Source organism: Pseudomonas sp. GOM6 (assembly GCF_029537485.1).
In the GTDB taxonomy this organism is placed as follows: domain Bacteria; phylum Pseudomonadota; class Gammaproteobacteria; order Pseudomonadales; family Pseudomonadaceae; genus Aquipseudomonas.
Map to the genome: position 1 here is coordinate 132,653 of NZ_JARPUS010000013.1, position 12,714 is coordinate 145,366.

Genomic DNA, 12,714 nt, shown 5'->3' on the forward strand with positions numbered 1-12,714 from the left:
GGTGCGCCCGCGCCCTACCCTGCGCCCCTGTGCCTCTTCACCCCCACAGGAAGACCTATGTCCCTGGAACAGCAATACACCGCGATTCTCGGCCAGATCGGCGAGGATGTAAGCCGCGAAGGCCTGGTCGACACCCCCAAGCGTGCAGCCAAAGCCATGCAGTATCTCTGTCGTGGCTACCAGCAGACACTTGAGGAAGTGACCAACGGAGCCCTGTTCAGCTCCGACAGCAGCGAAATGGTGCTGGTAAAGAACATCGAGCTTTACTCGCTGTGCGAGCACCACATGCTGCCATTCATTGGCAAGGCTCATGTCGCCTATATCCCTAATGGCAAGGTGCTGGGCCTGTCCAAGGTAGCGCGCATCGTCGACATGTATGCCCGCCGCCTGCAGATCCAGGAAAGCCTCAGCCGTCAGATCGCCGAAGCGGTTCAGCAAGTTACCGGCGCGCTCGGCGTGGCCGTGGTGATCGAAGCCCAGCACATGTGCATGATGATGCGCGGCGTGGAGAAGCAGAACTCCTCCATGGTCACTTCCGTGATGCTCGGTCAGTTCCGCGAAAACGCCGCCACCCGCAGCGAGTTCCTCAGCCTGACTCGCTGACTGGCGCGACGCCGAAGAACCGGCCTGTCGGCCGGTTTTTTTGTGCCCAGTTAACGGAGGGGCAACGACATGTGGTTGTACCCGCGCCCCTGAACTCGGGTACCCTGCCGCCCTTTTCAACCCATCAGGATCTTACGATGCTTCTCAAGGCACTGCGGATCGGCCTCGGCCAGATCATCATCTTTCTCGACTTCATCACCCGTCCGCGCAAGCTCAAACGCAGCCCGCAAAGCCAGGCACAAGTCGAACGAGAAGCCGCTGGGATGGCCCTGTATCAGTTCCACGCCTGCCCGTTCTGCGTGAAGACCCGCCGTCACCTGCATCGTTTGAACGTGCCGGTGGCACTGCGCGATGCCAAGAACGATGCAACGCACCGCCAGGCGCTGCTGGAACAGGGCGGCAAGATCCAGGTGCCCTGCCTGCGCATCGAGGATGAGGGTGAAGTTCGCTGGCTGTATGAGTCCAAGGCCATCGCCGCCTACCTGGACCAGCGCTTCGCGGCGCAGTAAGCGCCTGGGAAGGGCCAGTCAACAGCCCCTCCCCGGCACGATTCAGCCGAACATGCTCACATAGCGTGGATGGCTGGCGACGCGTGCCAGCCAGGCATTGATCGCCGGGTATGCCGCAAGGTCGAAGCCGCCCTCATCGGCGACATGGGTGTAGGCATACAGCGCAATATCGGCCAGAGTGAACTGCTCACCCACCAGATAGGGCGTGCGCTGCAGCTGCTGCTCCATCACCTTGAAGGCCTTGTAGCCACCCTTGTGGCAATTCTCGTACTCGGCGCGGCGGGCTTCCGGCAGCCCCTGATACAGCTGGATGAAACGCGCCACCGCCACATAGGGCTCGTGGCTGTATTGCTCGAAGAACTGCCACTGCAGCATCTGCGTGCGCAGGCGCGGCTCGGCCGGAATGAACTCGCTGCCATCGGCAAGGAAATTGAGGATGGCATTGGACTCCCAGAGGAACGTGCCGTCCTCCAGCTCCAGTACCGGAATCTTGCCGTTGGGGTTCTTGGCCAGAAATTCGGCGGTCTGGGTTTCACCTTTGAGGATGTTGATCGGCAGCCACTGATACTCGTGCCCGAGCAGGTGCAGCATCAGCTTGACCTTGTAGCAGTTGCCGGAACGATAGTCGCCGTAAACCTTGAGCATGGCTATTGACCTCCTTGTGCATGCAGAGCGCCCTGCGCTTCGCGGATGACCGCCGCCAGGCGGCGCAGGCCCTCGCCGAGCTTTTCCGGCGGAACATGGCTGAAGTTCAGGCGCAGATGCCCGGGGTTGGCATCCGGGTCGACGAAGAACGGCTCGCCCGGCATGAACGCGACGTTCTGTGCCATGGCCGGCTGCAGCAGCGTGCGAGTGTCCAGCTTGTTGTTCAACGTCAGCCAGAAGAACAAGCCGCCCTGCGGCACCTGCCAGCTGGCCAGGTCGCCGAAGTGCTCCTCCAACGCCAGCTGCATGGCATCGCGGCGCACCCGGTAGAAGTCGCGCAACTCGGCCAGATGGGCAGCGTATTTCTCGGTGCCGAACCACTGCAGCGCCTGCCATTGACCAATGCGGTTGGTGTGCAGGTCGGCGGCCTGCTTCAGGCGCAGCAGGTGCGGGAACAGGTCGGGCGTGGCGATCAGGAAGCCGACGCGCAGGCCCGGCAGCAGGGTCTTCGACACAGTACCGGTGTAGATCCAGCTGGCACGCTGCATACGGCTGACAATGGGCGTGGCACTGCCGGCATCGAACACCAGCTCGCGGTACGGTTCGTCTTCGATCAGGGTGACGTTGAACTCGTCGAGCAGCGCCGCCACGGCATCACGCTTGGCCTCGCTGTAGCGCACGGCAGACGGGTTCTGGAAGGTCGGGATCAGGTAGGCGAAGGCCGGCTTGTGGCTCTGCAGGCGCTCGCGCAGCGCTTCCAGCTCGGGGCCGTCGGCCTCCTGGGGCACGGTGATGCAATCGGCGCCGAATAGCTGGAACGACTGCAGCGCGGCCAGGTAGGTCGGCGCCTCGACCAGGATCTCGGTGCCCGGATCGATAAACAGCTTGCTCGCCAGATCCAGCGTCTGCTGCGAGCCGCAGGTGATCAGCACCTGACTGGCATCGCATTTCACGCCGAGCTTGTTGGCCTCGGCGGCAATTGCCTCGCGCAGTGCAGGCTCGCCCTCGCTCATGCCGTACTGACCCAGCGAGGCCGGCATTTCGCTCCAGTCCACCTTGGGCAGCATCGGCTCGGCGGGCAAGCCGCCGGCAAAGGACATCACCTCCGGGCGCTGCGCCGCAGCAAGGATTTCGCGAATCAGGGAGCTTTTCAGGCGGGCAACGCGTTCGGAGAAGGCCATGGAATCACCGGGTAGCACAGGCAGGGAAAATTGGGTCAAACTGGTTGACCGAAACTACGCCGGCCGCGATGGATACGTCAATATGCTTGACCTGAAAAACCCAACCATGCAGCAGAGTGCCATGGCGGCCTTCTTCTTTGGCTACCAGGCCTTCACCGCCAAGCCCGACGAGATGCTGGCCAAGCGCGGCCTGTCGCGGGTTCACCACCGCATCCTGTTCTTCATCGCCCGCCATCCGGGGCTGAGCGTCAGCCAGCTGCTCGGTTATCTGGGGGTCAGCAAGCAGGCGCTGAATACGCCACTGCGCCAGCTGCAGGAAATGCACATGGTGGAGAGCGTGGCGGCCACGGATGACAAACGCAAACGCCAGCTGGCGCTCACCAGCGAGGGCAGCAAGCTGGAAAAAGCCTTGCGCCGGGAACAGAGCAAGCTGCTGGAGCGCGTACTGCAGGAAGCCGGCGAACCGGCCATGCAGGCCTGGCTGGCGGTCAACCAGGCCCTGGCCAACACTCAAAAAAACTGAGCGATCAGGCGGCCTGATTGCCCTTCAGCTCGCGGGCACCGCGGAAGAACACCAGCGCCATGGCCAGCGTGCCACCCAGTAGCGGGATAATGGCAACGACCACTAGCACCACCGAAGCGAACATTCCGCCACCGACGATCTCCATCCAGGCCATCACCCGTAGCGCTGGATAGGGGTTGGCGATACGCAGCAAAACAATTCCCAGCCACAGCGTCATCACGCCCATCAGCATGATCGTGGCGAAGAAACCCAGGGTCTTCCAGCCCAGCTCCGTGAAGATCGCATCCCCCCAGAGCCAGTCAAGTCCCTCGGCCAGCAGGCTAAACACAATGATCAGGGCAATGGGGATCAAGAGCCCCTTGGCGGCGAAACGCTGCTCCAGAAACGTCCTCAGGCGCAGCAGCAGATAACAGCCCAACACCGTCGACAACAGGCCCAGCCAGTCGCCCACGCGCTCGCTGAGCGAGCCCGGCTGCTCAGCTGCAAACATGACCGCCAGCAGCGACACCAGAATCATGGCGATCGAGGCCAGGCTCAGCCAGGCCAGCAGTTGCAGCTGCCCGACGCTCCACCCCGCCAGTGAGCGGGGAGCCTGTTCATCAATCAGCGCGACTTGCGGTGCGGCATAGGGATTGTTCGGATCCATGGCATTTCCTTATGAGAGGAGAACAGTATTTCCAGCCAAGCACAGTGGCAAAAACTGTACCGCCGATTGACGGTATCGCTGTATCGGGACGACCGCCTGCACAGCGCATAGGCTGCCAGCAACCTCGGAGAATCACTATCATGACCCCGGAACTGCTGCTCGCTTTTGTGCTTTTCGCTTTCGTCACCTCCATCACGCCCGGCCCGAACAACACCATGTTGCTGGCTTCCGGGGTGAACTTCGGCGTGCGCCGCAGCCTGCCGCATCTGCTCGGCATCAGCCTGGGCTTCATGGTGCTGGTGGCCTCCGTCGGCCTGGGCCTGGGCCAGCTGTTCGAACAGTTTCCGGCGCTGTACACGGCGCTGCGCTATGGCGGCGCGGTCTACCTGCTGTACCTGGCTTGGAAGATTGCCGGGGCTGGCGCGCCGGATGCAAACGGTCAAAGTACGGGCAAACCCTTTACTTTCCTTCAGGCAGCCGCATTCCAGTGGATCAACCCCAAGGCCTGGATCATGGCCATCGGCGCCATCACTACCTATACGCCGCAGGAAGGCTTTCTGACCAATGTGCTGCTGATCGCCGCCCTCTTTGCACTGGTCAACTGCCCGACCTGCAGCCTGTGGGCCGTGGCCGGCAGCCTGCTGCGCCGCTGGCTGAATCGCCCGGCGATATTGCGCGCCTTCAACATCGCCATGGCCCTGCTGCTGGTGGCCTCGCTCTACCCTATCCTCAAGGACAGTTTCTGATGACCGACAGCACCATGGACAGCGTCAAGCGCCTGCGCCCTTTCGCCGATTCCTCCCCCTCCGCCGTGGTCGCCGGCTTCGTCGCCGCCCTGACCGGTTACACCAGCACCCTGGTGCTGATGTTCCAAGCCGGCCAGGCCGCCGGCTTGAGTACCGCACAGATTTCTTCCTGGCTGTGGGCGCTGTCGATCGGCATGGCCATCTGCACCATCGGCCTGTCACTGCGCTATCGCGCCCCGGTCGTAGTGGCCTGGTCGACGCCCGGCGCGGTGCTGCTGATCACCAGCATGCCCGGCGTAAGTTACCCGGAAGCGATTGGCGCCTTCGTGGTCTGTGCTGTGCTGCTCGCCGTGCTGGGGCTGTCCGGTACCTTCGAGCGGGTCATGCGTCACCTGCCCGCCTCGCTCGCCGCGGCGCTTCTGGCCGGTATTCTGTTTCGCATCGGCAGCGAGATCTTCATCGCCGCGCAGACCAGTACCTTGCTGGTGCTGGCGATGTTCTTCAGCTTTCTGCTGTGCAAACGCCTGTTGCCACGCTATGCGGTGATGGTGGCGCTGCTGGTCGGTGGTGTAGTCGCCGGCGCCCAGGGCATGCTGGATTTCAGCCACTTCAAACTGCAGGTAGCCGTGCCGGTATGGACCACGCCGAGCTTCTCCTGGAGTGCGGCGATCAGCATCGGCATTCCGCTGTTCGTGGTAGCAATGGCCTCGCAGAACATTCCCGGCATCGCCGTGCTGCGCACCGACGGCTACGACCTGCCCCCCTCACCACTGATCGCTACCACAGGCATCGCCTCGCTGCTGCTGGCGCCCTTCGGCTCCCACGGCATCAACCTGGCCGCGATCAGTGCCGCGATCTGCACCGGCCCGGAGGCCCATGAAGACAAGCACAAGCGCTACACCGCTGCGTTGTGGAACGGCGTGTTCTGTGGCCTAGCCGGGATCTTCGCCGCGACCCTGGCCTCGCTGTTTGCCGCCTTCCCTAGCGCCCTTGTGCTATCCATCGCGGCCCTGGCCCTGCTCGGCTCCATCGGCAACGGTCTGGCCCAGGCGATGAACGCCCCGGCGGAGCGCGATGCGGCGCTGATCACCTTCATGATCACCGCCTCGGGCATGACCCTGCTCGGCATCGGCTCGGCCTTCTGGGGCCTGGTCGGTGGGGCCGTGACCCTGTTGATGCTCAACTGGCGCAAAAGCTGAGTGAGACAACCACAAAAAAGCCCGGGAAGTACCCGGGCTTTTTATTGCATGTGATTTACGCCGCTTCGGCTTCCTCCGCCGCCAGCTCCTTGCCGTGGGCGAAGTTGACCCACCAGCCAAACGCCGCCGCGGTGAAGAACATAATGAAGCTGTAGATTGCCGCCGGGATGCCCATGGTGGCGTTGTTCAGCAACATCGGGCTGAGTGCCAGGGCGATGGCCAGGGTGCCGTTGTGAATACCGATCTCCATGCCAATGGCCACGGCCTGGCGGCGAGGCAACTTCATCAGGCGCGGCACACCATACCCCACGGCAAGGCTGATCAGGTTGAACAGCAGCGCCGCCATACCCACCACCGGGGCGTACTCGACCACGGTCTGCCAGTCCTTGACGAAGGCCAATATCACCACCAGCAGCAGGAACAGCGCGGAGATGATCTTCACCGGCTTCTCCATAGCCTGAGCGAAGCCCGGCGCCAACCGGCGGATGACCATGCCGATGGCCACCGGCCCGAGCACAATGGCGAACACCTGCACTACTTTGGCGAACTGCAGCGGAATGGCCTGATCGCCTTCCATGAAGTAAGCCAGCGACAGGTTGACGATCAGCGGCATGGTGAGGATCGCTACCACCGAGTTGACTGCCGTCAATGTGATGTTCAGGGCGACGTCACCATGAGCCAGATGGCTGTAGAGGTTGGCGCTGGTGCCGCCAGGCGAAGCTGCCAGCAGCATCAGGCCCACGGCCAGCGCCGGCGCCAGGCCAAAGCCCTTGACGATGAAAAAGCACACCAGCGGCAGCAACAGCAGCTGACAGCCCAGACCGATCATTACAGGCTTCGGGTATTTGACCACCCGCATGAAGTCGGCCACGGTCAATGACAGGCCCAGGCCGAGCATGATGATGCCCAGGGCGATAGGAAGGAACGCGGTCAGCAAGGGTGAAGCAGTCATTATTGTTGTTCTCCGGAACGAAGGGCTGCGGCGATTCTTGTCGAGCCAGACAAACCTTGTAACTGGCTTTGCGTGCCAAAGAGCTGGGTACTCGTAACAGAATGCAAAAAGGGCGCCCTAGGGCGCCCTTTTCGTCAGATTGCGGTGGCCCCGCCATCGACCGCCAAGGCATGGCCGGTGGTAAAACCGGCTGCATCACTGCACAGATACAGCACCGCAGCGGCGATCTCCTCGACTTTGCCAATGCGCCCGACAGGGTGCATGCCTGCTACGAACTCGGCCTTCTTCGGGTCGGCTTCGTAAGCACGGCGGAACATGTCGGTATCGATCACCGCCGGGCACACGGCATTGACGCGGATCTTCTTCTTGCCGTACTCGACGGCGGCCGACTTGGTCAGGCCGATGACTGCATGCTTGGAGGCGGCGTAAATACTCATCTTGGGCGCGGCCCCCAACCCGGCAATCGAGGCGGTGTTGACGATGGCGCCACCGCCCTGGGCCAGCATGATCGGCAACTGGTGCTTCATGCACAGCCATACGCCTTTGACGTTGACGCCCATGATGGCGTCGAACTCATCCTCGCTGCCGTCGGCCAGCTTGCCCTTCTCGATCTCGATGCCGGCGTTGTTGAAGGCGTAGTCCAGGCGACCGTAGCTGGCCACCACCTGGGCCATCAGCGCCTGTACCTCGGTGTCGCGGCTGACATCGCAACGCACGAAGGTCGCTTCGCCACCCGCATCACGAATCAGCTGTACGGTGCCTTCGCCGCCTGCCACATCGACATCGGACACCACCACCTGCAGCCCTTCGGCGGCAAAGGCCAGCGCAGTCGCGCGACCAATGCCTGCAGCACCACCAGTAACCAGGGCAACCTTGCCGGAGAAACTCATGCTCATCTATGCATCCTCGAAGGGCTGAAATCTGTAGCCGAGTCTAGCCAGCCCCGGCCTTGCTGCGTCAGCACTATCAGGTCGGCATAGAAAGGCGCATCCAAACGAGTGATAAAGAGCGACAAGGGTAATCAACCAAATTCATACCAAAGCATTCTGTTAAGTAACGAACCTTGCCGCCTAGCCTGCAGCGGTCTATCACCACCACTTCACTTCTTGGAGTTCCTGCCATGTCCCAGACCAACCGCCAGTTCCTGCTTGCCAAACGCCCGGTCGGCGCGGCCACTCGCGACACCTTCACCTATGTGGAAGCCCCGGTAGGCGAGCCCGGCCCTAACCAGATTCTGGTGGAAAACCTCTACCTGTCGCTGGACCCGGCCATGCGTGGCTGGATGAACGATGCCAAGTCCTACATTCCGCCGGTGGGCATCGGCGAAGTCATGCGTGCCCTCGGTGTGGGCAAGGTGATCGCCTCCAACCACCCGGACTTCGCCGTCGGCGACCACGTCAACGGCGCCCTCGGCGTGCAGGACTACTTCTGCGGTGAGCCGCGCGGTTTCTACAAGGTCGACCCCAGCCGCGCGCCACTGCCGCTGTACCTCTCGGCCCTGGGCATGACCGGCATGACCGCCTACTTCGCCTTCCTCGACGTCGGCCAGCCGAAAGAAGGCGACACCGTGGTGATTTCCGGCGCGGCCGGTGCGGTGGGCAGCGTGGTCGGACAAATTGCCAAGATCAAGGGCTGCCGCGTGGTCGGCATCGCTGGCGGCGCCGAGAAATGCAAACTGTTGAAGGATGAACTCGGCTTCGACGGCGTGATCGACTACAAGAGCGAAGACCTGCATGCGGCCCTCAAGCGTGAGTGCCCGAAAGGCGTGGACGTGTACTTCGACAACGTCGGCGGCGAGATCCTCGACGCCGTACTGACCCGCATCGCGCCCAAGGCCCGCATCGTCATCTGCGGCGCCATCAGCCAGTACAACAACAAGGAAAACGTCAAAGGCCCGGCCAACTACCTGTCGCTGCTGGTCAACCGTGCACGCATGGAAGGCTTCGTGGTAATGGATTACGCCGCGCAGTTCGCCGATGCCGCCAAGGAAATGGGCGGCTGGATGGCCGAAGGCAAGCTGAAGAGCAAGGAGGACATCGTCGAAGGTCTGGAAACCTTCCCGGAAACCCTGAGCAAGCTGTTCACCGGCGAGAACTTCGGCAAACTGGTGCTCAAGGTTCGCTAAGTCAGACCGCGACAAAAGCAGCGAGCAACACCTGGCAGAACGAAAGGGGCGGCCTGTAGGTCGCCCCTTTCGTCTTTCAGCTTACCCGTGCCGGCTTGCCTGACGTACGAGCATCAACGACGCTCAATGTCGATCACTTCCAGCGAGCGTTGGCCGAAGTTCACCGAAGCGATGCTGATATCCGTGAGCAGCCACACTTCTTGGCCACAGGTCATTTGCGACCGTGCCGGGCACCACTATCCAGCACACGCCAAACCAACCCTACAGATACAGACCCGACACTGGCGCAGTTTTATCTGCCGCCCCGCCGCGCAGTCGTTAAACTTATTCCTGAAACGGCCGATGCGCCGGCATACATCATCTATTGCCAAAAGCGATACCCATGCGAAACAACCAGCCGATCACTCAGCGCGAACGAACCTTCCCTGCTCAGCAACGCCTGATCTCTACCACGGACCTGAAAGGCCAAATCACCTATTGCAACCAGGCCTTCATCGAGATCAGCGGTTTCGAGCGCGAAGAACTGATCCGTGCGCCACACAATATCGTGCGCCACCCGGATGTGCCGCCTGCGGTGTTCGAGCACATGTGGCAGACGCTGAAAAAGGGCCGCCCCTGGATGGGGATCGTGAAGAACCGTTGCAAAAACGGCGACCATTACTGGGTCAATGCCTATGTCACGCCCATGCTGGATAAAGGCCAGGTCGTTGGCTATGAATCGGTACGTTCCAAGCCCAGCGCTGAGCAAATACGACGAGCAGAAGCGCTCTATGCACGCCTCAATGCAAGCAAGCCGGCCATCCCCAGCACGGACCGCTGGCTTCCCGTTCTACAGGCCTGGCTGCCATTCATCCTGGTTAGCCAGGTCGGTTTTTTGATCGGCCATTGGGTCGGTTCGACCTGGGGCTTTCTCCTTGCCGCGCTGCTCTCCATCCCTCTGGGTCTGGCCGGCATCACCTGGCAGACCCGCGGAACCAAGCGCCTGCTGCGCCTGGCCGAGCAGACCACTTCAGACCCGCTGATCGCACAGATGTATACGGACAGCCGCGGGGCCGAGGCGCGACTCGAGATGGCCATGCTCAGCCAGGAAGCACGCCTGAAGACCTGTCTGACTCGCCTGCAGGACAGCGCCGAGCGGCTGACCAGCCAGGCCCGCGAGGCCGACAAGCTATCGCACAACAGCTCCGCCGGCCTGGAGCGCCAGCGTGTGGAAACCGAGCAGGTGGCGACCGCAATCAACGAAATGGCCGCCACCACGCTTGAGGTAGCAAGCAATGTGGCGCGCACTGCTATCGCCACCCAGGAAGCCAATCGCCTGACCGGCGAAGGCCGCCAGGTCGCCGCGCAAACCCGCGAGGCCATCCAGCGCCTGTCCGCCTCGGTTGGCGACACCGGCGAAACCGTTTCGCGCCTGGCCCAGGACAGCAACGAGATCGGCGGCGTGGTCGATGTCATCAAAGGCATTGCCGACCAGACCAACCTGCTGGCCCTAAACGCTGCCATCGAAGCAGCACGCGCCGGCGAAATGGGCCGCGGCTTCGCCGTGGTGGCCGACGAGGTTCGTTCGCTGGCGCAGCGCACTGCGGAGTCCACCGAACAGATCCACGGCCTGATCGCCAAGCTGCAGCGCACGGCCGAAGAGGCCGTGATGACCATGGAGGTTGGCCGCCAACAAGCCGATGAGGGTGTGGCACGCGTGCAGCGCGCCGACGAGGCGCTGGCCGGCATCAGCGATGCCGTGGCCAATATCGCCGACATGGCCAATCAGATTGCCGCAGCGGCCGAAGAGCAGAGCGCAGTAGCCGACGAAATCAACCAGAACATCACCACCATCGCCCAACTGGCCGACCAGACAGCCTCCGAGGCGCATGACACCGCCCAGCTCAGCGAAGAACTGACCGCCACCGCCCAGGATCAGTATGCCCTGGTGGAGCGCTTCAACCGCTGATGTCCCGCAGCATGAAAGAGGCCGGCAAATGCCGGCCTTCTTCTTTATTGCCTCATGCGAGCGCTAGCCCCCTCTTAGCAAGCACGTTGTTGCCCGGAGGCAATCCGGGAAAACGGCTGCTCCGATCCCGGATTGCATCCTGGCTACTTTCGCGAGCCCTGCACCAGAAATTCCGCCACCACATCCGCCGTACGCTGCAGATGCTGCTCATGGGTGAGACCTGAAGCCTTCAGCGGTTTCAGATCATGGTCCGCCGCTGCCAGCCACTCCAGGCTCACACACGGCGCCAGTCTGTAACCCGCCACCGCCTCACGATTGCCCAGAGCATCGCGCTCACCCTGAGCGATCAAGGTGCGCGTGTGCAGTTCGGCCAAATGTGCAACGCGCGGTTTCTCCGGTTTGCCGGCGGCATAGAAGGGATAGCCCAGACAGACCAAGGCATCGGCGCCCAGCTCGTCTGCCAGCAGGCTGGCCATGCGCCCGCCCATGGACTTGCCGCCAATGGCCAGCGGCCCATCCACTGCGGCGCGCACCTCGCACCAGACTTCACGCCAGCACTCCAGCAACTGCCCCTGCGGATTGGGCGGTCGCTTGCCGCCCCCCGTGCGCCTTGCCGCCATGTAGGGAAACTCGAAGCGCAGCACGTTCACCCCGCGCGCCGCCAGCAGCCCGGCCATGCGCTGCATGAAGTCGCTGTCCATTGGCGCACCTGCGCCGTGGGCAAGAATCAGGGTGGCCTGCGACATTCCGTCCGCCCCGTTCCACAGCCATCCCCGCGCGCGGCATTGATCCTCGTCAATAACTGTCACCTTGCCATTACCCATGCTTGCCCTGCTTTTAAAAAACCGTGGATGGAAGCCCAACACATGAATACAACCAGCACTGCGGCCTACAACTATAAGGTTGTCCGCCAGTTCGCCATTATGACGGTGGTTTGGGGCATAGTCGGGATGGGGCTCGGCGTGTTCATCGCCGCTCAACTGGCCTGGCCCGAACTCAACTTCAACCTGCCGTGGACCAGCTTCGGCCGTCTACGACCGCTGCACACCAATGCGGTGATCTTCGCCTTCGGCGGCTGCGCCCTGTTCGCCACCAGCTACTACTCGCTGCAGCGCACCTGCCAGACCCGGCTGATCTCCGACAGCCTGGCAGCCTTCACCTTCTGGGGCTGGCAGTTGGTCATCGTACTAGCGGCGATCAGCTTGCCGATGGGCTGGACCAGCTCCAAGGAATACGCCGAGCTGGAATGGCCGATCGACATCCTGATCACCATCGTCTGGGTCGCCTACGCGCTGGTGTTCTTCGGCACGCTGATGCAGCGCAAGACCAAGCATATCTATGTCGGCAACTGGTTCTTCGGCGGCTTCATCCTCACCGTGGCGATCCTGCATATCGTCAACAACCTGGAACTGCCGGTCAGCCTGACCAAGTCGTACTCGATCTACGCCGGTGCCACCGACGCGATGATCCAGTGGTGGTACGGGCACAACGCGGTGGGCTTCTTCCTGACCGCCGGCTTCCTGGGGATGATGTACTACTTCGTACCCAAGCAGGCCGAGCGCCCGGTGTACTCCTATCGCCTGTCGATCGTGCACTTCTGGGCGCTGATCACCCTGTACATCTGGGCCGGCCCGCAC

At 62.4% G+C, this 12,714-nt stretch carries 14 protein-coding genes; 8 read left to right on the plus strand and 6 right to left on the minus strand.

Annotation, left to right across the window (positions count from 1 at the left end):
* Nucleotides 1–57: 57 nt before the first annotated feature.
* Together folE and P7A97_RS15790 are read left to right on the plus strand one after the other, a co-directional pair.
* On the plus strand, nucleotides 58–603 hold the full coding sequence (gene folE, locus P7A97_RS15785; protein WP_277690960.1) for a GTP cyclohydrolase I FolE: 546 nt from the start codon (nucleotides 58–60) through the stop codon (nucleotides 601–603).
* A gap of 137 nt (nucleotides 604–740) precedes the next feature.
* The gene (locus tag P7A97_RS15790) at nucleotides 741–1,112 is read left to right on the plus strand and encodes a glutathione S-transferase N-terminal domain-containing protein (protein WP_277690961.1); all 372 of its coding nucleotides are present in this window, start codon (nucleotides 741–743) and stop codon (nucleotides 1,110–1,112) included.
* A 42-nt stretch (nucleotides 1,113–1,154) separates the two neighbouring features.
* Here P7A97_RS15790 and P7A97_RS15795 read toward each other — a convergent pair whose 3' ends face one another.
* Nucleotides 1,155–1,757 (minus strand): glutathione S-transferase family protein, encoded by a 603-nt coding sequence (locus P7A97_RS15795; protein ID WP_277690962.1) that lies wholly within the window; start codon nucleotides 1,755–1,757, stop codon nucleotides 1,155–1,157.
* A 2-nt stretch (nucleotides 1,758–1,759) separates the two neighbouring features.
* Nucleotides 1,760–2,938 carry a PLP-dependent aminotransferase family protein gene (locus tag P7A97_RS15800; RefSeq protein WP_277690963.1) on the minus strand — a complete coding sequence of 393 codons (1,179 nt, stop codon included), beginning with the start codon at nucleotides 2,936–2,938 and terminating at the stop codon, nucleotides 1,760–1,762.
* 82 nt (nucleotides 2,939–3,020) lie between these two features.
* Between P7A97_RS15800 and P7A97_RS15805 the strand changes: the two genes are divergently transcribed.
* On the plus strand, nucleotides 3,021–3,461 hold the full coding sequence (locus tag P7A97_RS15805) for a MarR family transcriptional regulator (protein ID WP_277690964.1): 441 nt from the start codon (nucleotides 3,021–3,023) through the stop codon (nucleotides 3,459–3,461).
* A 4-nt stretch (nucleotides 3,462–3,465) separates the two neighbouring features.
* On the opposite strand, the gene P7A97_RS15810 is transcribed toward P7A97_RS15805, so the two are convergent.
* Nucleotides 3,466–4,107 (minus strand): hypothetical protein, encoded by a 642-nt coding sequence (locus tag P7A97_RS15810; protein WP_277690965.1) that lies wholly within the window; start codon nucleotides 4,105–4,107, stop codon nucleotides 3,466–3,468.
* 140 nt (nucleotides 4,108–4,247) lie between these two features.
* Here P7A97_RS15810 and P7A97_RS15815 point away from each other — a divergent pair, with 140 nt between their 5' ends.
* Together P7A97_RS15815 and P7A97_RS15820 are read left to right on the plus strand one after the other, a co-directional pair.
* Nucleotides 4,248–4,853, plus strand: coding sequence for a LysE family translocator (locus P7A97_RS15815; RefSeq protein ID WP_277690966.1), 606 nt, complete (start codon nucleotides 4,248–4,250; stop codon nucleotides 4,851–4,853).
* Nucleotides 4,853–6,052, plus strand: a complete 1,200-nt coding sequence (locus tag P7A97_RS15820; RefSeq protein ID WP_277690968.1) for a benzoate/H(+) symporter BenE family transporter — start codon at nucleotides 4,853–4,855, stop codon at nucleotides 6,050–6,052. The genes P7A97_RS15815 and P7A97_RS15820 overlap by 1 nt, the downstream gene beginning before the upstream one ends.
* Before the next feature lie 55 nt (nucleotides 6,053–6,107).
* Here P7A97_RS15820 and P7A97_RS15825 read toward each other — a convergent pair whose 3' ends face one another.
* Nucleotides 6,108–7,004 (minus strand): bile acid:sodium symporter family protein, encoded by an 897-nt coding sequence (locus P7A97_RS15825; protein ID WP_277690969.1) that lies wholly within the window; start codon nucleotides 7,002–7,004, stop codon nucleotides 6,108–6,110.
* Nucleotides 7,005–7,138: 134 nt separating this feature from the next.
* A complete protein-coding gene (locus P7A97_RS15830) occupies nucleotides 7,139–7,900 on the minus strand; it encodes an SDR family oxidoreductase (protein ID WP_277690970.1) in 762 nt (253 codons plus the stop codon).
* 224 nt (nucleotides 7,901–8,124) lie between these two features.
* On the opposite strand from P7A97_RS15830, the gene P7A97_RS15835 reads away from it, so the two are divergent.
* Both P7A97_RS15835 and P7A97_RS15840 read left to right on the plus strand, forming a co-directional pair.
* Nucleotides 8,125–9,129, plus strand: a complete 1,005-nt coding sequence (locus tag P7A97_RS15835; RefSeq protein WP_277690971.1) for an NADP-dependent oxidoreductase — start codon at nucleotides 8,125–8,127, stop codon at nucleotides 9,127–9,129.
* A 382-nt stretch (nucleotides 9,130–9,511) separates the two neighbouring features.
* Entirely contained in the window at nucleotides 9,512–11,077 is a 1,566-nt protein-coding gene (locus P7A97_RS15840; RefSeq protein ID WP_277690973.1) for a PAS domain-containing methyl-accepting chemotaxis protein, read from the plus strand.
* A gap of 143 nt (nucleotides 11,078–11,220) precedes the next feature.
* On the opposite strand, the gene P7A97_RS15845 is transcribed toward P7A97_RS15840, so the two are convergent.
* Complete coding sequence (locus P7A97_RS15845; RefSeq protein ID WP_347177305.1) at nucleotides 11,221–11,901, minus strand: alpha/beta fold hydrolase; 681 nt, start codon at nucleotides 11,899–11,901, stop codon at nucleotides 11,221–11,223.
* A gap of 42 nt (nucleotides 11,902–11,943) precedes the next feature.
* Here P7A97_RS15845 and P7A97_RS15850 point away from each other — a divergent pair.
* A partial coding sequence (locus tag P7A97_RS15850) for a cbb3-type cytochrome c oxidase subunit I (protein ID WP_277690975.1) occupies nucleotides 11,944–12,714 on the plus strand: 771 nt, incomplete at its 3' end.